Below are 23,759 nucleotides of genomic sequence, written 5' to 3'. Positions count from 1 at the left end.
GCTAAAGCGGAATATTGTGGCTCTCGGCGAAGCCTACAAGGATATCCCGCATCGAAGCCGTCGGCTGCTTGTCATCGAGTGCGGCCTCCATGACATCGGAGAGGGCCTTGAGGTCAAGCCCGAGCAGCATTGCCTTGACCGGGCCGATCGAGGCCGGCGACATCGAAACCGAGCGGAAGCCGATGCCGAGCAGGGCCATGGCCGAAATCGTCTTGCCGGCCAGTTCGCCGCAAAGCGTCACCGGCGTCTTGTTGCTCTCGCCGGCGCGTACGATATCACGCAGGATACGCAGGAACGGACGTTCGAGCGGGTCGAAGCGATCCGAAACCCGGGCATTGCCGCGATCAACCGCCATCGAAAACTGGAACAGGTCGTTGGAGCCGACCGAAACGAAATCGACTTCCGCCATCAGTTCGTCCAGCTGCCACAGGAGCGCCGGCACTTCCAGCATGGCGCCGAACTGCAGCTTGCGCGGCAGGCTATGCCCGAAGCGTGAGAGGTGCTGCACCTCCTTCTGCAGGAGCTCGCGCACCGCCCTGATCTCGGAGACTTCCGTGACCATCGGCACCATCATCTTCAATTCGTTGTCGGCCGCAGCCTTCAGCATGGCCCGGAGCTGCGTGCGCAGCAGACCCGGCCGATCGAGCGACAGGCGGATGGCGCGCCAGCCGAGCGCCGGATTCTCTTCCTCATGCGCGCGGAAATAGGGAACGACCTTGTCGCCGCCAATGTCGAGCGTGCGGAAGGTAACAACGCGCCCGCCCGCCTGTTTCATGACATTGCGATAGAAGACTTCCTGCTCTTCCGCCTTCGGCATGGTCGAGGCGATCATGAACTGCAGCTCGGTGCGGAACAGGCCGATACCCTCGGCGCCGGATTCGGCAAGCTGCGGCAGGTCGACCAAAAGGCCGGCATTCATCAGCAGAGAGATGCGCTGCCCGTCCTTGGTAACCGGCTCGACGGAGCGCAGCGCTCGGAACTGCTCCTGCCGACGAGCGCGGAACCGCACCTTCTCCTCATAGGAGCGTTGATGATCGGCCATCGGCCGCAGATGCACGTGACCGCCGTCGCCATCGATGATGACCGGATCGCCGTTTTCCGCCAGCGCAACAACACCGACCGCCTGTCCGACGACCGGGATGCCCATGGCACGCGCCACGATGACGACGTGGCTGGTGACCGCGCCCTCTTCCAGAACTAGGCCGCGAATATTGGCCCGCGGATAATCGAGCAGCTCTGCCGCACCCATGGCGCGCGCGAAGATGATGGCATCACCCGGGAAACCTTCGGCGCTCGTGCGGCCCGAATGGCCGATGAGCTGCCGGAGCAGCCGGTTTGCCAGGTCCTCGAAGTCGTGCATGCGCTCGCGCAGATAGGGATCGGTCAGGCGCATCATGCGCGCCTTGGTGTCGCTCTGCACCTTTTCGACGGCGGCTTCGGCGGTCAGGCCGTTGCGGACAGCTTCCTCGAGTTTACGCACCCAGCCCTGGTCATGCGCGAACATGCGGTAGGTCTCAAGCACCTCGCGATGCTCGCCTTCCATGGACACGTCGCGACGCGACAGCATGTCGTCGATCGAGATGCGCAGCGAGCCGAGTGCTTCGGCGAGACGGCCTATTTCCTTGTCGGCATCCTCGTTCAAGAGGTTGGTGACGACGATGCGCGGCTCGTGCAGCACGACATAGCCGAGGCCGATGCCCTCATTGTAGGTGTCGCCATCGATGGTGACGGAGCGGGTAAGATCAAGCTCCAGGCCGGGCTTGGTGATCTTCTTCAGCTCGCCGGTGGCGATCATCTCGGCCAGCACCATGGCCGTCGTTTCGAGCGCCTCCAGCTCTTCCTCGCGATAGTTGCGGCTCGCCTTGTTCTGAACGACGAGAACGCCGAGCGACCGGCCGGTGCGCAGGATCGGCACGCCGAGGAAGGAGTGGTAGATCTCTTCGCCGGTTTCCGGCAGATAACGGAAGGCTGGGTGCGATTGCGCATCCGAAAGATTGAGCGGTTGGGCGGATGCGGCGATCGTGCCGACGAGGCCCTGCCCCATCTTCAATTGCGAGAGGTGGACGGCCTCTTTATTCAGACCCTCGGTGGCGTAAAGTTCAAGGACACCGTCGGCGCGCAGCACATAGACCGAGCAAACCTCAGCGACCATGTTGCTGGCAATCTGACGGACGATCCGGTCAAGGCGCTCCTGCGGCTCCAGCGGCTCCGCCATCAATTCGCGTAGCCGCTTGAGCAGAACGCGTGGACCGCCGGATAGGTCTCTCATTGCGCCACTAGCTCCCGAATCAAGATCTCATGCCTGTCTTGCCCACGTCAGGGCCGGCCGAAACTCACCTCCGTCACGGTCCGTCGTCAGCAGTCGTGAATCAACTCTTATCCAGACCGTAGCAGGAATGCAAAGTCCTGACTGCGAGTTCTGCATAAGGACCGTCGATCAGGATGGAAATCTTGATTTCTGACGTCGTAATGGCCTTGATGTTGATGCCTTTTTCGGCAAGTGCCCGGAAAGCGGTCGCGGCCACGCCTGCATGCGAGCGCATGCCGATGCCGATGACCGAAACCTTGACCAGACCTGATTCGCTCTGGACGACGTCATAGCCGATCTTTTCCTTGTTTTCGCCGAGAACGCGCAACGCCTTCTCGACATCACCCGAAGGAACCGTAAAGGTCATGTCGGTCTTGGAACCGTCCTCGGAAATATTCTGGACGATCATATCGACATTGATGTGGTTCTCGGCCAGCGGCCCGAAGATCGCGGCGGAGACGCCCGGCCGGTCGGCAAGACGGCGCAGCGAAATCTGAGCCTCATCCTTGGCATAGGCAATGCCGGTGACTACTTCCTGTTCCACGATTTCTTCCTCGTCACAAATCAGCGTTCCGGGCGGGTTAAGCAGATCGCCCATGCCCGGAGCATCGGGATCCTCGAAAGAAGAGCGCACGAAGGTGCGAACCTTGAACACCATGGCCAGTTCGACCGAGCGCACCTGCAGCACCTTGGCGCCGAGGGAGGCCATTTCGAGCATTTCCTCGAAGGCGATCTTCTTCAGGCGACGTGCCTTCGGCTCGATGCGTGGATCGGTGGTGTAGACGCCGTCGACATCCGTGTAGATATCGCAACGGTCGGCCTTGACGGCGGCGGCGATCGCAACAGCGGACGTGTCAGAACCGCCGCGACCGAGCGTCGCAAGGCGATTGTCTGGACCGAGACCCTGGAAGCCGGCAACGACGGCCACCTGGCCTTCCTTCATGCGGCGGATCATATCCTCGCCGTCGATGTCGAGAATGCGGGCCGCGCCATGCGCATTGTCGGTGCGGATCGGGATCTGCCAGCCCTGCCAGGAGCGGGCGTTGATGCCCATGGCCTGCAGCGCAATCGCCAGCAGGCCTGACGTGACCTGCTCGCCCGAAGCGACAACGGCGTCATATTCGCGCGCATCGTAGATCGAATGATCGGCACCGGCGACTTTCGGCATGTTCTGAACCCAGCCGACCAGCTCGTTGGTCTTGCCGGACATGGCGGAAACGACGACTGCCACTTCGTGACCGGCATCGACCTCGCGTTTCACATGGCGTGCGACGTTCTTGATACGGTCCAGATCCGCGACGGAGGTTCCGCCGAATTTCATCACGATGCGTGCCATGTGCCTCTACCAGTACCCTGCGCCGGGCGGCCGAATGCGGATAGCCCGACATGCAAAATCGCCCTCCCGGTTCGGTAGCCGGAAAAGCGTGATCTCAATGGGGCCGTCTCTTAGCGAGTTTGTCGGGCAGGTGCAATAGCATCGGACGCCAGAGGCGACGAAAAGTTTACTCTAAAAATCCACTTTTAAGGTCGCCCAGAGCTTGTCGAGAACGCCCCCTTCCTTGGGGATGTTTTCCTTGTTGAGGAACGTGGCGACGAGCACGCCGCCTTCCGGCCGGCCGGTCGCGACGATCTCATACTCCATGACGTCGTCGTCCGTCTTCGTTTCGGCCTTCACGCCCTTCAGCACGCTGCCACTCGGCAATGTGCGCTCGGTTGGCCGCTTGCTGATCTTCGCACCGCCATTGATGCTCTCCTGCACCATCTGCTGCAGTACGACATCGGTATAGCTGGAGGGATTGAGGCCCTTATAGACCTGGACGATGATGCCGGTGCCGATCGGCGTCATCAGCGCATATTGCTGCACGCCGTCGCCCAGATCCGTCTTTGCGACCGTGAATTTACCGTCATGATCGAAGGAGAATTTGCCGCCGGTGAAGGTCACCGTTTCGCTACGCTGCAGTTCCACCGGAACCTTCCGGCCATCCTTCATGGTGACTTCGAGCGTATCGCCGGGATTGATGCCGACGCTGACCCCGTCGATCGTCAGGCGAAACCCCTTGCCGTCCCCGGCATTTGCATGGCTGGCCGCAAACCAGCACATGGCGACGGTCATTGCGAGACGGAGTGGTCTCATGAGGAACTCCTCTACAAGCCAGTCGATCGCAATCGATCCCGGTTCCGAAAGCTCATTTCACAGCCCGGCGATTGATCGGCCATAAGATACCTCCATGTCAACCTCCGCATCGCAATTCGCGCCCCGCGATCGAGATACCCCACAGCTGATCGAAGGTCGCAGGCCCTTGACATCGCGCATCGATCGTCCGACTTCACCCTTCGGGTAAGAATTATTTGCTTGCGGTCATCCAAACCACGGAATGACGCAGATCACGGAGTGAGCCATGAGCGAAACGGCAAAGAGCACGATCGACCAGAGCGAAGTGGACCGTTTTTCCGCCATGGCGGCCGAGTGGTGGAGTCCGACCGGCAAGTTCAAGCCGCTGCACAAGTTCAATCCGGTGCGCCTTGCCTATATCCGCGACCGCGCTTGCGAGAATTTCGAGCGCGATCCGAAGAGCAGCCGGCCTCTGGAAGGCCTGCGCGTGCTCGACATCGGCTGCGGCGGCGGCCTGCTGTCCGAGCCGGTGGCGCGCATGGGCGCCAGCGTCGTCGGCGCCGATCCGTCCGAGAAGAACATCGGCATCGCCTCGACACATGCGAGTGCCTCCGGCGTTCCGGTCGACTACCGCGCCGTCACCGCCGAACAACTGGCCGAGGCCGGCGAGACCTTCGATATCGTGCTGAACATGGAAGTAGTCGAGCATGTCGCCGACGTCGAATTCTTCCTCTCCACCTGCGCGAAAATGGTGCGCCCCGGCGGCCTGATGTTCGTTGCGACCATCAACCGCACCATGAAGGCAGCGGCCCTTGCCATCTTCGCCGCAGAAAACGTGCTGCGCTGGCTGCCGCGCGGCACCCATCAATATGAAAAGCTCGTGCGCCCGGAAGAAATCGAAAAGCCGCTCGCCGCAAGCGGCCTCGACATCATCGCCCGAACCGGCGTCTTCTATTCGCCGCTGCAGGATCGCTGGAATCTCTCGAAAGATATGGACGTCAACTACATGCTGTTGGCGAAGCGAGCGAACTTGAGCTGATCGCACTTCGGCGAACTTGCCTCAGACTTTCAGCGTCAGCACATGTGCCAGCAATTCGCCCTGGCCCGCGGCGTTGCCAGCAACGATCTCCTTGATACGAAGGCGATCGATCTCCTGAGGCCGGCCATCAGGTCCATAGGGCTGCTTGAATGAGAAGGCAGCCGGGCTGGCACCGTGATCGTGCAGATGTTCAAAGCGCTCGACGCCATCCTTCCATTCCGGAACGGCCCCGTGATCCACCCACCAAAGGACAAGCGGCGGCCAGCTCTGCCTGACGTTCCAGTGCCGCGCACCCTTCAGGGCGTCGGCATGCACGCCGCTATAGGTGAATGCCATCAGCGATTCGATATCGGCCCAGAGCGAGAGCGACGACGGCGCCGTCTGAAAGCCGCTGCCCTTTATGAAGCGCGGGAAGACTTGCTCGCCCCAGCAGGGAGTGCCCGGCTCGCCGGCGTAGCCTGATCGACCGATAAAACCATGCGCGCGGGCGGCAGCCTCGAAATTCGCTGCTTCCCGCAAGCGAAATCCCTCGACGGCAGGGCTTTCATAGGCCGCGACATGCAGCCCGAAATTATACATGGCGAGATGCTTGCCAGCGCTTGCCGGCATCAGTTGATATCGTCTGGCAGCACAGGGATCGCGGCGATCTCGATGCCCTCTTCGACAAGCGCCTGCGCTTCGTCCGGCGTCGCCTTGCCGATAATCCCGCGCGCATCCGCCTCGCCATAATGGATCTTGCGGGCTTCCTCGGGAAACTTCGCGCCGACATCCTCCGCATTGGCCTTGATGGCGTCGACCGCTTCCTTGAGCTTGGTCATTGCCTCTTTGCGCGCTGTATCCATGGCGAGCGTCTGCAACTCATCCCTCTTGCGCGCCGTCGAAACCGAAGGCGCCATCAAAAGCTTGGAGATAGCAGCCGAATTGCAGACAGGACAGGTAAGGAACCCGCTTGCGACCTGCCGGTCGAAATCGGCACTTTCGGAAAACCAGCCCTCGAACTCATGGGCATTGTCACAGTGAAGCGAATAACGGATCAAGCAGCGACGCCTCCAGCCGCCGGCGTCGCGATCTTCTCCAGCGAAAACTCACGCGCATTCTTCAGGTTCGGTATTTTGTCATGGGCGGATTTCACCGCAGCCACATCGATCTCGGCGATGACGACGGCCTCGCCCGCGCCGCCGGCGGATGCCAGCACCTTGCCCCAGGGATCGATGATCATCGAATGGCCGAAGGTTTCACGGCCGTCCTCATGCTTGCCAGCCTGAGCGGCGGCAATGACGAACATGCCGTTTTCGATGGCGCGGGCGCGCAGCAGGATTTCCCAATGCGCCTCACCGGTCTGCTTGGTGAAGGCGGCGGGCACCGTCATCACCTCGGCGCCGGCAACGGCCTGGGCGCGAAAGAGCTGCGGAAAGCGCACGTCGTAGCAGATGGAAAAGCCGAGCTCGGCGAAAGGCAGCGACGCGATACGCGCTTCCGAACCGGGACGGTAGACGGCGCTCTCGCGCCAGCTCTCGCCATTGTCGAGATCGACGTCGAACATGTGGATCTTGTCGTAGCGGTTGATGAGCTTGCCGTCGGGACCGAAGAGAAAACCGCGATTGGCGATCTTGCCGTCATCGAGCGCAATGGCGGTCGAGCCGATATGCAGGTGGATGCCGAGTTCCTTGGCAAGCTCGGATGCCGTCTTGACGATGAGATCGTTCGGCTCGTCGCGCAGTACGGCGCGCATGGCCGGCCTATCCTTCTGCACCGCGCCGGTCATCTCCGGCGTCTGCACGTAGATCGCACCCTTGGAGGCGGCATCGCGCACCAGGCGCGCCATATCAGCCGCGTTCTTTACCGGATCGACACTGGAACACATCTGGATGGCAGCAGCCTTGAAGCTCATCGGTTTCTCCCTCGTCAAGAACAGGTCAGGCAGCCAGCATCGGGTCGAGCTTGCCGGCCCGATCGAGCGCATGGATATCATCGCAGCCGCCGACATGCTCGCCATTGATAAAGATCTGCGGGAAGGTCGAGGCGCCATTCGCCTTGGCGATCATTTCCTGCCGCATGTCAGGCGAATAGGTCGCATTGTGTTCGACATAGTCGACGCCCTTGGATTCGAGCAGCGACTTCGCGCGGGCGCAATAGCCGCAGAATTCACGCGTATAAATAACGACGGATGCCATGATCCACTCCGGAAAAGCCTATACCGATTGTCATATAAGATGGCCGACGACCCTTGCAAAGGTCAAAACCGTGACATCGGCCGCCCCTGCTTTCTTCAGGGCGCGTGTCGCCGCCGCAACCGTAGCGCCAGTCGTATAAACGTCGTCGACAAGAACGATGCGCCGCCCGAATACATCGGCGGCCCGGTACTCGGAGACGGCGAAGGCGCCGCGCACATTGTCTTGCCGCGCCTTGGCCCCCAAACCAACCTGCTGGCTCGTCCGCTTGATGCGCAGGAGCGTTGCGGCCAGCAGCGGCTTCCCCGAAAGGCGGGCGATATGCCTAGCAAGCTCGGCAGCCTGATTGTACTTGCGCGAAAACAGCCGCGCACGATGCAGCGGCACCGGAATGATCGCATCGCAACTCGCAATTGTGCCATCACTGGCACGCAGCATCCAGCCGGCCATCATCGGCGCGAGATCGGTGCGATCGCGATATTTCAGGCTGAGAACGAGGTCGCGCACAATGCCGTCATGAACGGCGGCGGATCGCAGACGGTCGAAGACGGGCGGATCGGCGATCGCTTCGGCACTCAAAATGCCGGCACCGAGATCATGGGAAAACGGGCTGCCAAGGATCTCGCAATAGGGCCGCTCAATGAAGCGAATACCGGACCAGCACGCCGGACAAAGACCCCGATGCGCGCCGACCGAGACTCCGCAGCCCGGACAGGCCGGCGGATAGACGAGATCGGCGAGCGCCACGAAGGGCCTTTTCAGCCCTGCCCCCAGCATCGAAAAGGTGATTTCGCGTCCCATCATCCCCATATGATTGAGACTAGCTTTTTCCCGCAGGCTTTGCGAAGGGAAAACGCGCGTGCCCGCTGCGGCCTCGCCGAATTGATGATATTGCAGGAAATCGCCATGGAAATCGTGTTCGACCAATCGCTGCTTGCAGCCCGCAAGCGCCGAGCCTTCAGACAAGGCGATCCGAAGGCAGCCTTCCTGCTCGATATTGCCGCCGGCGAACTGGCGGAGCGGCTTGGTGTCACCGAACGCCATTTCGACGAGGCCGTCGAGCTGCATGGCGCGACCGGCATTGCCGCACGCCTGGCTCTGGCAACCGGCAAGATCGGTCATTTGAAAAGGATCGAAAGCGAAATGGGTTTTGCCGCCCCCGGCGAGGCCCTTATCGAGGCGCCGCCGGAGGAACTGCCGCTGGAGGCGGAATCGGTCAATCTCGTGCTTTCGCCACTCAGCCTGCATGTCACCAACGACACGCCCGGCGTCTTCATCCAGGTCCGCCGGGCCTTGAAGGCCGACGGGCTTTTTCTCGCGGCAATCCCCGGCTCAGGAACCCTTCAGGAATTGCGCGACGTGCTGCTCGCAACCGAGATCGAGCTGACGGGCGGCGCAAGCCCGCGTGTCATCCCCTTTGCCGATGTCCGCGATGTCGGCGGTCTCCTGCAGCGCGCCGGCTTTACCCTACCCGTCATCGACGCCGAGACCTACACGGTGCGCTACGACAATCTGTTTGCCCTGATGCGCGACCTGCGCGCCATGGGCATGACCAATCCGCTCGTCGATCGCAGCCGCAAGCCGCTGACGCGCGCCTTTTTCCTGCGCGCCGCCGAACTCTATGCCGAGCGCTACTCCGATCCGGACGGTCGGATCAGGGCGACATTCTCGATCATCTATGTTTCAGGCTGGACGCCGCACGAAAGCCAGCAGAAGCCGCTGCAACCGGGTTCGGCCAAGGCGCGTTTGGCCGATGCGCTCAAGGTCGAAGAGCATAAGCTCAAGCAATAACCAGCTTTTTGCCAGCCGCGTCAGTTCTGGGACGCTGCCGAATTCTGTACCGTATTGGACAGAATATTGAATGTGCTTGAGAGGCTGCCACCGAAGGCGCCGATGCCGCTAATGATCGCAGCCGACATCAAGGCGGCGATCAGGCCGTATTCGATAACCGTGGCACCGGTCTTGTCAGTGAAAATACGCCGAACGGAACGCATAAGCTCGAAGCTCCCAGCATTGGACAACTGATGAATCCGATGCTCGTCATGGCATCCGGCAGGCTATGCTCATGCACTATTGGCAGCCGCTGTCGGTGCCATATCCCTGAACGATACAGACCGAACCCGGCTCTTGCTGCAACACGCTGCGGCGGATCGTATAACGCTTGCCGTTCTCGGTTTGCGGGATCGAACCGGTAGTAATATTGTCGATGTCCGGCGCGCTTGCAAGCACGCGCGACTTCGACTTGTCGGAGAGCATTGGCGTGAGAATAAGCGAAAGCGCGACCGCTGCCGTACCGAACAGCAAAGCGATATTTAACGCGCCCGTCCTGCGCGACGTGGAATATGACTGCTCTTTTTCCTGAACAGCTTTCCAGAAATCGTCGTCCATTATGTCAAGCCTTCTTTAACGCACCCAACAACCGCTTGATTGAGAGAATTCAATGCCAGAAGGTCATAAACGATCCCTTAATATCCACATGCAAATTAATGAGACGTAAAATTCCGGGACAGTGCGTGATTCGGACTATCGGCCTGATTTCAAATGGCTAATTCTCGTTAACCATACTTGCCATGTGTCGTCGTTGGACGCACCGATCGGATACGGCAAGATTTACAAAAATCCGTTTTCGTCGCCGCACATCAAAACTCGCCTCCAAAGTGCAGCCATAAGAAAGAGCCTCGACGGATTTGCAATTTAAAATTGCATATACTATATCCATAGATCAGCGGACCTAATGAACTCCAATTTCGCGAGACGACATGGCAACACTTCTGAAGATAGCCGGCAGCTTTATCATCGCTATAGGTTTGCTCATTCTCGTCGTTGTTATCGTGGTCGGCCGCAACAACCCGTTGACCTCCGACTTTCCGCCTGTATTCGGTATTATCTTGGCTGGAGCCTTGATCAGTGCCTTCGGCTTGATGCTTCAACATCTGGAAACAATGACCAGCAACTCGGCCAGACAGACCGAGTTGCTGACCGAGCTGGTCCGAAAAATCGCGAAGTCGGATCACACGCCTAGAGCCTCGGAGGCGAACAGCCTCGATCAGCTCACCAAGTCGAACTTCCGATTTAAAGATATCTGAGACGAGACGCGCCCCGGCAAGGAGCGTAGTCGTCAGCAGCTGGAACGACTGCTGACGCTAAAGCAAATCCTGCAGGAACGGGATCAGCGGCTCGTCGGCTGGCGGCATTGGATAATCCCGCAAGGCTTGCGGCCGCACCCATTTGATCGCCTGCCCTTCCCGACCATGCGGGATTCCTTCATAGCGCCGGCAGATATAAAGCGGCATCAGCAGATGGAAGGTTTCATAAGTATGGCTGGCAAAGGTCAGCGGCGCGAGACAGGCGATCTTTGTCTGGATGCCAAGCTCTTCTTGGAGCTCGCGCACCAGGGTCTCCTCGGGCGTTTCTCCAGCTTCGACTTTGCCACCGGGAAATTCCCAAAGGCCAGCGAGCGATTTACCCTCAGGACGCTGCGCCAGCAGGATGCGGCCATCCGTGTCGATAAGCGCACAAGCAGCAACGAGAACGATCTTGCGGCCAGCCTCGCTCATGCAGCCCTCGGCGGTTGCCAATAGCAATAACGATAGGCTTCGCGGAAACCGAAGCGGACATAGAGCGCCAAAGCCGGAGCATTGTCGGCGCTAACCTGAAGCCAGGCGGTCTTGGCGCTGCGCATACGAGCCCAGCGCAAGGCAGAGGTCAGGATCTCGACGCCCAGCCCCTTGCGCCGATGCTGCGGCGAGACGGCAACCGACATGACGCCGGCAAGATCATTGTCCTGCACGCAAAGCGTCGTTGCCAAAGGACCGGCTTCGGCATCCTCGATGACGAAGAGGCCCGATGGCGGCTTGATGCCGCTCACCACCTCGGCCAGTGCCGGCTTCAAGGCGGGGTCCGCTTGATCGACGATGAGGCTTGCATCCACAAAGCGGCCGACATCGTGGCTCGGCAGATGATCCAGCATGTCAGGCAACTCGAGGTCGACGAGATTGGCGGTCATGACGATCGTCTCGTCAAAGCAAGTCCAGCCGTGCTCCCGCAGGAGATCGATGAGCTTCGGCGAGGCGAGGGGCGTCTCACGCACGACCATCGGCCTGCCATAGGCCTCGAACTTGCGCTGCGCTTTTGCCAGTCGGATTTCGAGATCGCGATGATCGGAGGGATCGAGCGGCACGACAGAATTCAGCCGCTTCGACGGATGACCCGCCGTTAGCCGGATCTGCCAACTGCCATCATACTGCACCGACGAGGCGGGCCAGGCCCGGAAGCCTACAGCTTCCAGCCTGCGCACCAAGGGCAGCTTGTTTATCGTGGACTGCGCATGCATCGGCAGAATATCAGCTCCGGTAGTCGCCATTGATGGCAACATATTCCTTGGTGAGGTCGCAGGTCCAGACCGTTGCGCGACCATTGCCGAGGCCGAGATCGACCTTCACGGGAATATCCTGCTGCTTCATGACATTCGAGGCGGCTTCTTCCGAATAGGAAGCGTCGCGCTCGCCGTTGACGGCAACGCGGACGTCACCGAACCAGATGGCGAGCTTGTCGCGATCCGCCATCTCGCCGGCCTTGCCGACGGCCATCACGACACGGCCCCAGTTGGCATCCTCACCGGCAGCCGCGGTCTTGACCAGCGGGGAATTGGCAATCGAAAGGGCGATGCGCTTGGCAGCGGCATCGTTCTCGGCGCCCGTTACGGTGATTTCGAGCATCTTGGTGGCACCTTCGCCGTCGCGCACGACCTGAATGGCGAGATCCTTAAGGAGCTCGTTGAGAGCGGGGCGGAAGGCGGCAAGCTTCGGATCGTCGGCACGGTCGATATGAGCCTGCCCGTCAGCCGCGGCGGCACCCGTGGCAAACAGCATCAGCGTGTCCGAGGTCGAGGTATCGCTGTCGACGGTCATGGAGTTAAAGCTCGGGCCGACACCTTCGGACAGCAGCATCTGCAGCGCGGCGGAGGAAATATCGGCATCGGTGACCACGAAGGAGAGCATCGTCGCCATGTCAGGCGCGATCATGCCGGCGCCCTTGGCAATGCCGTTGATGGTCACCTTGACGCCGCCGATCTCGGCGGTGCGGGTCGCGACCTTCGGATAGGTATCCGTGGTCATGATCGCCTTGGCGGCCTCGAACCAGAAATCGTTGACGGCATCCTTGGCCATCGTGTCGAGCACGCCGGCAAACTTGGTGGCGTCAAGCGGTTCGCCGATAACGCCTGTCGAGGCGAGATAGACTTCGTTTTCACCGCAGCCGACGGCCGAAGCCGCGGACTTGGCGGTCAGTTCCGTCGCCTGGCGGCCCTTCAAACCGGTGAAGGCATTGGCATTGCCGGAATTGACGACGACGGCGCGGGCGCTGCCATGCGCGAGATTGTGACGGCAGAAATCGACAGGCGCCGAAGGACACTTCGAACGGGTGAACACGCCGGCAACGGCAGCCGGCTTGTCGAAGACCATCAACAGGACGTCGGTCCGGTTCTTGTACTTGATGCCGGCGGACGCCGTAGTCATGCGCACGCCGCGCAAAGCCGGCATGGAAATGAAGGATTTGGGAGCGAGCGGAGAGACGGAACCGGACATGAGAGCCACCCTGATAGTGAAGGGCCCGGAAAAACCGGGCCCTGATGATTCTATTCGCGACTACTTACTGCTGCGGCTGCGCGTCGGGCGCTGCCGCACCATCGGCAGGAGCAACGGCGTCGTCGGCCGGTGCCGCATCCTGCTGCTTCTGCGCATCGTCATAGGCCTTGCTCAGCGCCGGGTCGTTGATGACGACCTTGGTGTCCGCCTTGGCCTTGTTCAGGAGTTCAAGATACTTGTCGCGCATGACGAGCTGACGAACCTGGTCCTTGACCTGATCGAACGGCGGAGGAGGAGCGTTGCGCTTGTCTTCGACCTTGATGACGTGCCAGCCGAAATCGGTCTTGACCGGGGTCTTCGTGTAGGTGCCGACCGGAAGAGCGAAAGCCGCGTCTTCGAATTCCTTGACCATGCGGCCATGGCCGAAATAACCAAGATCGCCACCGTCAGCCTTGTTCGGGTCGGTCGACTTTTCCTTGGCGAGCGTGGCAAAATCCTTGCCGGCGTCGAGTTCCTTGATGATCGCCTTGGCTTCGTCCTCGGTCTTTACGAGGATGTGGCGGGCATGAACTTCTTCCTGCTTCGGCAGGGCTGCGACTTCCTTGTCGTAGCGAGCCTTGACTTCATCATCCTTGATGGCGTCGGCAACATGGGCCTTGAAATAGGCATTGTGGAGCTCACGGTCACGCAGATAGGCCATATGGGCCTGGAAATCCGGCGTCTGGTCGAGCTTCTCTGCGGCAGCCTTCTGCGACAGCAGTTTCACATCGACCGAGGCCGAAAGTGCTGCGACCTTCTTCTGGTCGTCCGGAAGCTGGCCGAGCTGCGGATCGAGATTGGCGATTGCCAGATCGAGTTCAGACTGATGGATTTCGACATCGCCGACCTTGGCGACAACGGGGTCCTTGGCGTCGGCCGCGAAGACCGGAGCCTGGAAGGTAACGATTGTTGCGAAAGCAACCGCAGCAGCAAGTTTGTTGTACTTCAACATAAAATAACCCTTCGGTGGTCTCGACCGGCTCGACAGACGTGATTCCGGCGTGAAAAAGCCTTCAGCAGGAGAATGTGGCCTTTCTGTATCGGCCAAATCCCGTTGACATCAATCGACCCCCCTCTTATCTGTCACGCAACCTCGCGTCCAGAACAGTTTCCGGCCGTTTTGTGCTATACTCCCGTTTTTTTCGGGAAGGGATAAAGCAGGAAACGGCCGGATGAAATCTCAGAAAGGACCAGTCACATGGTCAGCCTAGGTGGAATTGCCCGCAAGTTGTTCGGCTCGTCCAACGACCGCAGGGTCAAATCGTTCCAGCCGCAAGTAGCCGCAATCAATGCGCTCGAGCAGCAGATGCGCGCGCTGTCCGATGAAGCTCTCGCCGCCAAGACGGTTGAGTTCCGCCAGCAGCTTGCGGAAGGCAAAACGCTCGACGATCTTCTCGTGCCCGCCTTCGCTGTTGCCCGCGAAGCCTCGCGGCGCGTTCTCGGCATGCGACCTTTTGACGTGCAGCTCATCGGCGGCATGATCCTTCATTCCAACGCCATCGCCGAAATGAAGACCGGTGAAGGTAAGACCCTCGTCGCGACGTTGCCGGTCTACCTCAACGCGCTTGCCGGCAAGGGCGTGCATGTTGTTACGGTCAACGATTACCTGGCACAGCGCGACAGCGGCACCATGGGCCGCCTGTACAGCTTCCTCGGCCTGACGACGGGCGTCATCGTCCACGGTCTGTCCGATGAGCAGCGCCATGACGCCTATGCCTGCGACATCACTTACGCCACCAACAACGAGCTCGGCTTCGACTATCTGCGCGACAATATGAAATATGAGCGCGCCCAGATGGTTCAGCGCGGCCATAGCTTCGCGATCGTCGACGAAGTGGACTCGATCCTCGTCGATGAAGCACGCACGCCGCTCATCATCTCCGGTCCGCTCGACGACCGTTCCGATCTCTACATCACCATCGACGCCTTCATTCCCCGCCTGGCGAAGGAAGACTACGAAATCGATGAAAAGCAGCGCTCGGCCAACTTCTCCGAAGAAGGCACCGAGAAGCTGGAAAACATGCTGAACGAAGCCGGCCTGTTGAAGGGTGAATCGCTTTACGACGTCGAGAACGTCGCGATCGTCCACCACATCAACAATGCGCTGAAGGCTCACAAACTCTTCCAGCGCGACAAGGACTACATCGTCCGCAACGGCGAAGTCGTCATCATCGACGAATTCACCGGCCGCATGATGCCCGGTCGCCGCTATTCGGACGGCCAGCATCAGGCGCTCGAGGCCAAGGAACGGGTACAGATCCAGCCGGAAAACCAGACGCTGGCGCAGATCACCTTCCAGAACTACTTCCGCATGTACGAAAAGCTCGCGGGCATGACCGGCACGGCTTCGACGGAAGCGGAAGAATTCGGCAACATCTACGGCCTCGACGTGATCGAGGTGCCGACCAACCTGCCGATCCAGCGTGTCGACGAGGACGACGAGGTCTATCGTACGCATGCCGAGAAGTATAACGCCATCATCAACGAGATCCTCGACGCGCACAAGCGCGGCCAGCCCGTGCTGGTCGGCACGACGTCGATCGAGAAGTCGGAACTTCTCGCCGATCTCATGCGCAAGCGGGGCTTCAGCAACTTCCAGGTTCTGAACGCGCGCTACCATGAACAGGAAGCTTATATCGTTGCCCAGGCCGGCGTTCCCGGCGCGGTAACGATCGCCACAAACATGGCCGGCCGCGGCACCGACATCCAGCTCGGCGGCAATCTGGAAATGCGGGTCGAGCGCGACCTGCACGAAATGGAACAGGGTCCGGAGCGCGATGCGGCCATTGCCCGTATCGCCGAGGAGATCAAGGAACTCAAGCAGCAATCGATCGCTGCCGGCGGTCTCTACGTCATCGCATCCGAGCGCCATGAAAGCCGCCGCATCGATAACCAGCTGCGTGGTCGCTCCGGCCGCCAGGGCGACCCGGGCCGCTCGAAATTCTACCTGTCGCTCCAGGACGACCTGATGCGCATCTTTGGCTCCGACCGCATGGACGGCATGCTGCAGAAGCTCGGCCTCAAGGAAGGCGAAGCGATCGTCCATCCCTGGATCAACAAGGCAGTGGAACGCGCCCAGAAGAAGGTCGAAGCCCGCAACTTCGACATCCGCAAGAACGTTCTGAAGTACGACGACGTGCTGAACGATCAGCGCAAGGTCATCTTCGACCAGCGCGTCGAGCTGATGGAATCGAAGGACCTCTCCGAGTTCGTCGGCGACATGCGCCACGACGTCATCGAGGATCTGGTTTCGCGCCACATCCCAGAGCGTGCCTACGCCGAACAATGGGATGCCGATGGCCTGAAGGCCGGCGTCGCCAACTTCTTCGATCTCGACATGCCCGTTCATGACTGGGTCAAGGAAGAAGGCATTGCAGAAGACGACATCCGCGCCCGCCTGACGGAAGCCGCCGAAAAGGCAGCGGCCGAAAAGGCCGAGCGTTTCGGCCCCGAGATCATGACCTATGTCGAGCGCTCCATCGTGCTGCAGACCCTGGACAATCTCTGGCGCGAGCATATCGTCAACCTCGACCATCTGCGCTCGGTCATCGGCTTCCGCGGTTACGCCCAGCGCGACCCGCTGCAGGAATACAAGGCCGAGGCTTTCGAGCTGTTCCAGGCACTGTTGAACAACCTGCGCCAGGCCGTCACCGCCCAGCTCTCACGTGTCGAACTCGTGCAGCAGCCGGCCGAGCCGGAAACGCCGCCGATGCAGGCCCGTCATATCGACGCGACAACGGGCGAGGACGAATTCTCTCCGCTCGCTCTTGCAAACGAAAGCTTCGTATCTCCGGAAAATCGCGACCCGCGCAACCCGGCCACCTGGGGTCGCATCGGCCGCAACGAGGCATGCCCCTGCGGCTCCGGCAAGAAGTACAAGCACTGCCACGGCGCCTTCGAAAGCAGCGAAGTCGTCTGAGGTCTTCGACCCGATGCCAAATGAATAAAATGCCGCCTCCGGGCGGCATTTCTGTTTGCTAGGCCTTGGAACGCCGCTCGGTGCAGAGCAACGATGGAAACTCCAGGCGCGCTCAAACCGCAGTATGTGGATCCTCATTATAGTGATGGATCGGATAGCCAGGCCCGATAACGTCAAGCACCCGATCGAACCAAGCGGTGAGTGCCGGGTGGTCGTCGAGAACGAAGCCGCAATCTGCTGCCCTGTGGGCATAGGCATAAACCGCGATATCAGCGATCGAAAACTCGCCACCAACAAGAAACTGCGTATTCTTCAGCCCTCGCTCGAGCGCTGCAAGCGCACGAAGGCCGGCCGAGCGCTTGGCTGCAGCCATAACGGCATTGGATTCGAGCCGCCCCGTCAGCGTCCAGAAGCGCAACGTACCGATAACCGGCTCGACATGATACTGCTCGAAGAACAGCCACTGCATGACCTTGGCACGTCGATAGCGATCGGTCGGAAGAAACTGCGTGCCGTCGGCGACGTAAGCTAGAATTGCGTTGGACTCGGCAATGGTGCGCCCATCCTCCAGTTCGAGAACGGGGATGCCGCCTGCCGGATTGAGATCGAGAAAAGCGTCCGTGCGCCCCTCACCCTCGAAGATGGATACCAGACGGGTCTGGTAGGGAATATCGAGCAAGCCGAACAGAACCCTGGCCTTCCAGCCGTTCTGCGACGGCAGATAATCGTAAAGTGTGAGCATGAAATCCTCCTGCGATAGACCTTGGATTGTGCATGCCGGACGAACCTCCGCCACCCGTTTCCTGCACCGGCGGTTTGGCGCGGCAGCTCAGGGGCGAATTGCGCCTCAAGGTTGCTTTCCGGCTCGATCGACAAACAACCATCCACTTCGATAAGGCCACTTTTACGTGTCGCAAGAACCGATTCTTAACTCTCCTCTGCCAAGACTAACGCGAGTTTGGGATCATACTTAAAGTATTGCGTATCGATCATGGCGGTCTTTCAAACAGCGGAAAGAATGTTGCCGTCCGCATTGCGGGCCGCCCTATCGCCGTATCTGCGTAAGATGAGCACTCTCCTCACCGGTCAGGACGAGAAAGCTGCCTCGCAGCGCATGGCGCTCACGGCTTTCATCATCCGTGTCGCAGGCGCCGCTCTCGCCTTCCTCTCGCAGATCATCCTCGCCCGGCTGATGGGCCGGTTCGAATACGGCGTCTTCGTCTTCGTCTGGGTGCTGATGATCCTGTTCGGCAATCTCGCCTGCCTCGGCTTCCCGACTGCCATCATCCGCTTCTTGCCGCAGTACGATGCCAGCGGCAATCATGATGCCATTCGCGGCTTGAATGCCACGGCACGCCTCTTCGTGGTTGCCGTCTCGGGCACGCTGGCGCTGATCGGCGCGTTGCTGCTCTTTGCCTTCCGCGGTATGGTCGAGCACTATTATGTCATGCCGATCTTTCTCGGCCTGATTGCCGTACCGATGATCGCGCTCGGCGATGTTCTGGACGGCACGGCTCGCGCCAAGCACTGGCCGATCATGGCCCTGAGCCCGACCTTCCTCATCCGCCCGACGCTGATATTGCTCTTCATGGTGGCCGCGATCCTCGCCGGCGCGCCGCGCGATGCCGTCACCGCCATGGCTGCGGCACTTGCCGGCGCCTTCACCAGCGTCCTGCTGCAATATCTCGCAGTGACGTTCCGCCTCCGCCGCCATTATCCAAACGGCCCAAAAGCCATTGAATTCAGCGCCTGGACGGCCGTCGCCCTGCCGATTTTCCTGGTTGAAGGCGTCGGTTATCTCCTCACAAATTCTGATGTCATCGTCGTCGGCATTTTCCTCGATCCGGATGAAGTCGCCGTCTACTTCGCCGCCGCCAAGACGATGGCCCTGGTGCTCTTCGTCTCCTTCGCCGTCAGGGCAGCCATCGGGCCGCGCTTTGCCGCCATCCTGGCCGAAGGCGATCGAAGCAAGCTCGCAGCCTTCGCGACCGAAGCGACACGCTGGTCCTTCTTTCCGGCGCTTGCCGTCGGCCTCGTGGTGCTGGCGGCCGGGCAACTCCTGCTTTCGCTGTTCGGGGCTGCCTTCACCGAGGGTCAGATCGTCATGGCGATCCTGCTTGCCGGCATCCTAGCAAGAGCGCTGGTCGGTCCTGCCGAAGTACTGCTGACAATGGCGGATAAACAGATGCTCTGCGTCTATCTCTATGCTGTTGCGCTCGTTGCCAATGTCGGCCTCAACGTCGCACTCATCCCGCATCTCGGTATCGAAGGCGCGGCAATTGCCGGCGCCACCGCCATGGCGATCGAAGCGCTGCTCCTGCACATCGCCGTCCGCCACGCGCTCGGCATCACTCTATTCGCCCTTATGCGACGCCCTGCGGCGCCATCGGCAACGAGGGCCTTCTGATCATGGCACGTCCCCCCTACACAGAAACCACCGACAGCCAAGTGAACGCCCTGACGCATACGCTCGCAGCGCTGCACTTCGAAACGCCGAAAGCCGAAGCCCGCGTCGAAATCGGCCGCGTCGGCCGCGAATTCTGCCTCTATCCCGGCAAGCTCGGCTACGAACTGCAGGACGAGCTGGACTTCCTGTCCAACCGCGCCATGGAGCCGAACGTCTTCTTCTCCGGCCGCTTCCTCGCGCCCGCCATGCCGCGTCTCGAGGATCGGCAGGTGCGGCTGGCGCTGATGCGGGACAATAGCAGCACGCGCAGCCGCATCCGCCTGCTGCTGCCCTTCACGGTCGACAAGCCGGGCTTCGCGATTGGCCCCTCGATCGTCCGCGTCTGGTCGAACTCCTTCGGCCCGCTCGGTACGCCTCTGCTCGACGCCGAGGATGCCGGCGAAACGCTCGACAACCTTTTCGAAGCGCTCTCTCGGCCGGAGCTGCATCTGCCGACCACACTCGTATTGCCGGATGTCCGCCTCAACGGTCGTTTCGTCCAGATGGCCAAGGTCATCGCCATCGGTCGGAACCTGCCGATCGCCGTCGCCAACCCGTTCCAGCGTCCAATGCTCCAGAGCAATGACGATGCGCTCTCCTATCTCAAGCGGGCGATTTCCAACGCGCACCTGCGGGAAATGCGCCGGCAGTGGCGACTGCTGGAAAGCCAGGGCGAAGTCACCTACAGCGTCGCGCGTCAACCGCGCGATATTCATACACGCATGGAAGAATTCCTGGCGCTGGAAGCAAGCGGCTGGAAGGGCAAGAAGCGCTCGGCTCTCGTCACGGACCGGCACCATGCCGCCTTTGCCCGCGAGGCGATTTCCAACCTTGCAGCTATCGACGCGGTACGTATCCACTCCATCGATCTCAATGGCAAGGCCATCGCCTCGATGATCGTGCTCATCATGGGCGGCGAGGCCTATACGTGGAAGACCGCCTATGACGAAGCCTATGCCCGCTATTCGCCGGGCAAGCTGCTGATGGGTGAGCTGACGGAATGGCATCTCGACGACGCCAACGTCGTCCGCTCCGATTCCTGCGCGGTGCCGGATCATCCGATCATGAGCCGCTTCTGGCACGAACGGGAAGATATGGGCACGCTCATCATCGGCCTGACGCCGAACGGCGACCGCGACGTGCGTCAGGTGACCACGCAGCTTCACATGTATCGCAGCACCCGTAACATGGCGAAACTGCTGCGCGAAAAGATCCTGTCGCTTACGAAGCGCTGACCTCTGCAGCCGCCCGCTCTCGCAGCAGGCGGCGGATCACCTTGCCCGACGTCGTCAGCGGCAGTGAATCGACAAATTCGATCTCGCGCGGATATTCGTGCATGGAAAGCCGCGTCTTCACCCAATCGCGGATTTCGGCCGCCAGCGCCTCGCTCGGCTCGTGACCGGGCCCGAGGACGACGTAAGCCTTGACGATTTCCGTTCTGACGGCATCCGGTTTACCTACGGCGGCAGCAAGCTGCACGGCCGGATGGCCGCCAAGGCAATCCTCGATCTCGCTCGGGCCGATGCGATAGCCCGACGAGGTGATGACATCGTCGTCGCGACCGACGAAGGAAATATAGCCATCCGCATCCTGCCGGCCGATATCGCCGGTCAGCAGCCAGTCATTGGCGAATTTCGCCTCCGTCGCGGCCTCGTTCTGCCAGTAGCCGAGGAACATCACCGGATCGGGCCGCTTGATGGCGATCTGCCCCGTCTCGCCTAAGGGAACCTCTATGCCATCGGCATCGACGATGGCGACGCGATGGCCGGGTGCCGCCTTGCCGGTCGCCCCGCCGCGGCTGACGCCAAAGGCCTCGCTCGAGGAAAGGACGAAATTGCATTCTGTCTGGCCGAAGAACTCGTTGACGCTGACACCGAGCACGGATCGCGCCCATTCGAAGGTTTCGCGGCCAAGCGCCTCGCCCGCCGAACCGATGGTGCGCAGCTTGAGATCGTATTGTGCCCGCGGATTGTCGACGGCCTTCAACAGCCGCAATGCAGTCGGCGGGATGAAGGCGTTGCGCACCTCCATCTCGGCCATGATGCGGAAGGCCATGTGCGGATCGAACTTCTGCGCCGGCGAGGAAACGACGGGAACACCGAGCATCAGGCTCGGAAGAAGCGCATTCAGAAGCCCGCCGGCCCAGGCCCAGTCCGACGGCGTCCAGAGCCGGTCGCCGGCCTTCGGAAAGCCCTCATGGGCGAACTGCATCCCCGGAATATGCCCCGGCAGGACGCGATGGCCGTGCAGCGCGCCCTTCGGCGGCCCGGTTGTGCCCGAGGTGAAAATCATCAATGCCGGGTCGTCCGGACCGGTGTCGGCCACCTCGAACAGCGGCGGATGCGCTGCCACCAGATCGGCAAAGCCGGCAACGCCCTCTTCGGCGCCATCGATGCTGATCACCTGCGCCAGCTCGGGCAATCGCTCCCGGATCGGGCGCAGCCGCTCGAGGCCGAAACGGTTCGTGACGATGGCCGACGCCCCGGATGCCTGCAGCCGGTATTCCAGCGCCTCGGCACCGAAGAGCAGCGCCAACGGCAGGGCGATTGCCCCCATCTTGTAGATCGCCACATGCGCCGCGACGGTCTCAAAGCTCTGCGGCAACAGCAGCGCCACTCGATCTCCCTTTTGCACGCCGAGCGCGACGAGCGCGTTGGCGAAAGAGGCGGAACGGTCCCGCAACTCACCGTAGGTCATGGAAAAGTGATTGCCGTCCGGATTGAAATGCTGGAGGCAGACCCGATCCGGCTCATGTTCGGCCCAGGCATCGCAAACAGCATGTCCCATGTTGAATTTCGCCGGAATCTCCCAACGAAAGTCGCGATAGAGGGCTTCATAAGTATCACGCGGGGGCAATTTCATGCAGAATTCCAAAAATTGTGCGGTGCAGCTAACACCTGTCGCCCGCAGGGTTCAAGGAAACATTTGAGATTGCCGTCTTCTCTGCCGGACGAATCGCCTTATTTATTGAAGAATACTTCGAAGCTCTTCACGAACTGACGCACCGACCGGCGGCAAGCTTGACCCGCCGATTTGCTTTTGGTGACGCACGCATCCCGCCTTTGCGACGGCGGGCCTCTTTGCGCCGGATAATCGAATGGACGGAGAATAGTGATGGAATACGTAAAGCTCGGCAGGACCGGTCTTGAAGTCTCACGCATCTGCCTGGGTTGCATGACCTATGGCGATCCCAACAAGGGCACGCATGCCTGGTCGCTGAAGGAAGAGGACAGCCGGCCGCTGCTGCGCCAGGCGATCGAGGCCGGCATCAACTTCCTCGACACGGCCAACACCTATTCCAACGGCTCCTCGGAGGAGATCGTCGGCCGCGCCATCAAGGACTTCTCCCGCCGCGATGATGTCGTGCTTGCCACCAAGGTCTTCAATCGCATGCGCCCTGGCCCGAACGGCGCCGGCCTGTCGCGCAAGGCGATCTTCGACGAGATCGACAACAGCCTGCGCCGCCTCGGCACCGACTATGTCGACCTCTACCAGATCCACCGCTGGGACTATACGACGCCGATCGAGGAAACACTGGAAGCGCTGCATGATGTCGTCAAGGCCGGCAAGGCGCGCTACATCGGCGCCTCCTCCATGTATGCATGGCAGTTCGCCAAGGCGGTCTACACCTCTCGCCTCAACGGCTGGACCGAGTTCGTCAGCATGCAGGACCACCTGAACCTGCTCTATCGCGAGGAAGAGCGTGAGATGCTGCCCTTCTGCGAGGACCAGAAGATCGCCGTCATCCCCTGGAGCCCGCTCGCCCGCGGCCGGCTTACCCGCGACTGGGACGAAGCGACGGCCCGCACCCAGTCCGACGAATTCGGCAAGACGCTCTACACGCAAGCGCTGGAAGCCGACCGCAAGATCGTCGAGGCCGTCGGCACTGTCGCCAAGGCACGCGGCATCCCGCGCGCGCAGGTCGCGACCGCGTGGATCCTGCAGAAGAGCGCCGTCACCGCACCGATCGTCGGCGCCTCCAAGCCCGGCCACATTGCCGATGCCGTCGCCTCGCTGGAGGTCAAGCTGACGCCGGAGGAAATCGAGGCGCTGGAGAGCCCTTATGTTCCGCACGGAGTTGCCGGGTTCAAGTGATCGGGGATTGGCGCTGGTCAGGCCGAGGCTGATGAAGCTGCGTT

General features: G+C 60.9%; 23 protein-coding genes. 7 read left to right on the top strand and 16 right to left on the bottom strand.

The features are described 5' to 3' along the window. Position 1: 1 nt before the first annotated feature. The 3 genes from ptsP to AC13Q5_RS13905 all read right to left on the bottom strand — a co-directional run bounded on the left by ptsP (position 2) and on the right by AC13Q5_RS13905 (position 4,442). Entirely contained in the window at positions 2 to 2,269 is a 2,268-nt protein-coding gene (gene ptsP / locus AC13Q5_RS13915; RefSeq protein WP_075857077.1) for a phosphoenolpyruvate--protein phosphotransferase, read from the bottom strand. A 100-nt stretch (positions 2,270 to 2,369) separates the two neighbouring features. Beyond that, positions 2,370 to 3,644 carry an aspartate kinase gene (locus AC13Q5_RS13910; RefSeq protein ID WP_075857078.1) on the bottom strand — a complete coding sequence of 425 codons (1,275 nt, stop codon included), beginning with the start codon at positions 3,642 to 3,644 and terminating at the stop codon, positions 2,370 to 2,372. A gap of 171 nt (positions 3,645 to 3,815) precedes the next feature. Beyond that, complete coding sequence (locus tag AC13Q5_RS13905; RefSeq protein WP_075857079.1) at positions 3,816 to 4,442, bottom strand: hypothetical protein; 627 nt, start codon at positions 4,440 to 4,442, stop codon at positions 3,816 to 3,818. A gap of 265 nt (positions 4,443 to 4,707) precedes the next feature. Here AC13Q5_RS13905 and ubiG point away from each other — a divergent pair, with 265 nt between their 5' ends. Further along, positions 4,708 to 5,460 carry a bifunctional 2-polyprenyl-6-hydroxyphenol methylase/3-demethylubiquinol 3-O-methyltransferase UbiG gene (gene ubiG, locus AC13Q5_RS13900; RefSeq protein ID WP_457882255.1) on the top strand — a complete coding sequence of 251 codons (753 nt, stop codon included), beginning with the start codon at positions 4,708 to 4,710 and terminating at the stop codon, positions 5,458 to 5,460. Between the two features lie 21 nt (positions 5,461 to 5,481). Here the strand turns inward: ubiG and AC13Q5_RS13895 are convergent, their stop codons facing one another. Genes AC13Q5_RS13895 through AC13Q5_RS13875 form a run of 5 tightly spaced genes read right to left on the bottom strand, consistent with a single transcriptional unit; the run spans position 5,482 to position 8,441 of the window. Further along, entirely contained in the window at positions 5,482 to 6,069 is a 588-nt protein-coding gene (locus AC13Q5_RS13895; protein WP_488501995.1) for a DUF3291 domain-containing protein, read from the bottom strand. Further along, positions 6,069 to 6,497, bottom strand: a complete 429-nt coding sequence (locus tag AC13Q5_RS13890) for a DUF1178 family protein (protein ID WP_457882252.1) — start codon at positions 6,495 to 6,497, stop codon at positions 6,069 to 6,071. The genes AC13Q5_RS13895 and AC13Q5_RS13890 overlap by 1 nt, the downstream gene beginning before the upstream one ends. After that, the gene (locus AC13Q5_RS13885) at positions 6,494 to 7,351 is read right to left on the bottom strand and encodes a carbon-nitrogen hydrolase family protein (RefSeq protein ID WP_488501994.1); all 858 of its coding nucleotides are present in this window, start codon (positions 7,349 to 7,351) and stop codon (positions 6,494 to 6,496) included. The genes AC13Q5_RS13890 and AC13Q5_RS13885 overlap by 4 nt, the downstream gene beginning before the upstream one ends. A gap of 25 nt (positions 7,352 to 7,376) precedes the next feature. Further along, a complete protein-coding gene (gene grxC, locus AC13Q5_RS13880) occupies positions 7,377 to 7,634 on the bottom strand; it encodes a glutaredoxin 3 (protein WP_075857084.1) in 258 nt (85 codons plus the stop codon). Between the two features lie 30 nt (positions 7,635 to 7,664). Then, complete coding sequence (locus tag AC13Q5_RS13875) at positions 7,665 to 8,441, bottom strand: ComF family protein (RefSeq protein WP_488502026.1); 777 nt, start codon at positions 8,439 to 8,441, stop codon at positions 7,665 to 7,667. 96 nt (positions 8,442 to 8,537) lie between these two features. On the opposite strand from AC13Q5_RS13875, the gene AC13Q5_RS13870 reads away from it, so the two are divergent. After that, the gene (locus tag AC13Q5_RS13870) at positions 8,538 to 9,422 is read left to right on the top strand and encodes a class I SAM-dependent methyltransferase (protein ID WP_457882249.1); all 885 of its coding nucleotides are present in this window, start codon (positions 8,538 to 8,540) and stop codon (positions 9,420 to 9,422) included. Between the two features lie 20 nt (positions 9,423 to 9,442). On the opposite strand, the gene AC13Q5_RS13865 is transcribed toward AC13Q5_RS13870, so the two are convergent. Together AC13Q5_RS13865 and AC13Q5_RS13860 are read right to left on the bottom strand one after the other, a co-directional pair. Continuing rightward, on the bottom strand, positions 9,443 to 9,625 hold the full coding sequence (locus AC13Q5_RS13865) for a Flp family type IVb pilin (protein WP_047630950.1): 183 nt from the start codon (positions 9,623 to 9,625) through the stop codon (positions 9,443 to 9,445). 76 nt (positions 9,626 to 9,701) lie between these two features. After that, a complete protein-coding gene (locus tag AC13Q5_RS13860) occupies positions 9,702 to 10,019 on the bottom strand; it encodes a hypothetical protein (protein WP_047630948.1) in 318 nt (105 codons plus the stop codon). A 371-nt stretch (positions 10,020 to 10,390) separates the two neighbouring features. Here AC13Q5_RS13860 and AC13Q5_RS13855 point away from each other — a divergent pair, with 371 nt between their 5' ends. Next, entirely contained in the window at positions 10,391 to 10,717 is a 327-nt protein-coding gene (locus AC13Q5_RS13855; RefSeq protein WP_488501993.1) for a hypothetical protein, read from the top strand. Between the two features lie 57 nt (positions 10,718 to 10,774). Here AC13Q5_RS13855 and mutT read toward each other — a convergent pair whose 3' ends face one another. The 4 genes from mutT to AC13Q5_RS13835 all read right to left on the bottom strand — a co-directional run bounded on the left by mutT (position 10,775) and on the right by AC13Q5_RS13835 (position 14,207). Next, positions 10,775 to 11,188 carry an 8-oxo-dGTP diphosphatase MutT gene (gene mutT, locus AC13Q5_RS13850; RefSeq protein ID WP_075857087.1) on the bottom strand — a complete coding sequence of 138 codons (414 nt, stop codon included), beginning with the start codon at positions 11,186 to 11,188 and terminating at the stop codon, positions 10,775 to 10,777. After that, positions 11,185 to 11,994, bottom strand: coding sequence for a GNAT family N-acetyltransferase (locus tag AC13Q5_RS13845; RefSeq protein ID WP_488501992.1), 810 nt, complete (start codon positions 11,992 to 11,994; stop codon positions 11,185 to 11,187). The genes mutT and AC13Q5_RS13845 overlap by 4 nt, the downstream gene beginning before the upstream one ends. Next, a complete protein-coding gene (gene argJ, locus AC13Q5_RS13840) occupies positions 11,975 to 13,216 on the bottom strand; it encodes a bifunctional glutamate N-acetyltransferase/amino-acid acetyltransferase ArgJ (protein WP_488501991.1) in 1,242 nt (413 codons plus the stop codon). The genes AC13Q5_RS13845 and argJ overlap by 20 nt, the downstream gene beginning before the upstream one ends. 64 nt (positions 13,217 to 13,280) lie before the next feature. Further along, complete coding sequence (locus tag AC13Q5_RS13835) at positions 13,281 to 14,207, bottom strand: peptidylprolyl isomerase (RefSeq protein WP_075857090.1); 927 nt, start codon at positions 14,205 to 14,207, stop codon at positions 13,281 to 13,283. A 246-nt stretch (positions 14,208 to 14,453) separates the two neighbouring features. Between AC13Q5_RS13835 and secA the strand changes: the two genes are divergently transcribed. Then, a complete protein-coding gene (gene secA, locus AC13Q5_RS13830) occupies positions 14,454 to 17,174 on the top strand; it encodes a preprotein translocase subunit SecA (protein ID WP_488501990.1) in 2,721 nt (906 codons plus the stop codon). A gap of 112 nt (positions 17,175 to 17,286) precedes the next feature. On the opposite strand, the gene AC13Q5_RS13825 is transcribed toward secA, so the two are convergent. Then, the gene (locus AC13Q5_RS13825) at positions 17,287 to 17,916 is read right to left on the bottom strand and encodes a glutathione S-transferase family protein (RefSeq protein WP_488501989.1); all 630 of its coding nucleotides are present in this window, start codon (positions 17,914 to 17,916) and stop codon (positions 17,287 to 17,289) included. Positions 17,917 to 18,165: 249 nt separating this feature from the next. Here AC13Q5_RS13825 and AC13Q5_RS13820 point away from each other — a divergent pair, with 249 nt between their 5' ends. Together AC13Q5_RS13820 and AC13Q5_RS13815 are read left to right on the top strand one after the other, a co-directional pair. Further along, on the top strand, positions 18,166 to 19,581 hold the full coding sequence (locus tag AC13Q5_RS13820; RefSeq protein WP_457882243.1) for a lipopolysaccharide biosynthesis protein: 1,416 nt from the start codon (positions 18,166 to 18,168) through the stop codon (positions 19,579 to 19,581). 2 nt (positions 19,582 to 19,583) lie between these two features. Next, positions 19,584 to 20,855 (top strand): GNAT family N-acetyltransferase, encoded by a 1,272-nt coding sequence (locus tag AC13Q5_RS13815; protein WP_075857094.1) that lies wholly within the window; start codon positions 19,584 to 19,586, stop codon positions 20,853 to 20,855. Here AC13Q5_RS13815 and AC13Q5_RS13810 read toward each other — a convergent pair. Then, positions 20,842 to 22,482 (bottom strand): AMP-binding protein, encoded by a 1,641-nt coding sequence (locus tag AC13Q5_RS13810; RefSeq protein ID WP_488501988.1) that lies wholly within the window; start codon positions 22,480 to 22,482, stop codon positions 20,842 to 20,844. The genes AC13Q5_RS13815 and AC13Q5_RS13810 overlap by 14 nt on opposite strands. Before the next feature lie 252 nt (positions 22,483 to 22,734). Here AC13Q5_RS13810 and AC13Q5_RS13805 point away from each other — a divergent pair, with 252 nt between their 5' ends. After that, positions 22,735 to 23,715: an aldo/keto reductase gene (locus AC13Q5_RS13805; protein ID WP_488501987.1), complete on the top strand. Its 981-nt coding sequence runs from the start codon at positions 22,735 to 22,737 to the stop codon at positions 23,713 to 23,715. Positions 23,716 to 23,759: the final 44 nt, after the last annotated feature.

This window comes from Martinezella sp. CNPSo 3964, assembly GCF_057784375.1.
The sequence above is the reverse complement of the archived record's forward strand: the minus strand, read 5'-3'. Positions and strand labels throughout refer to the sequence as shown.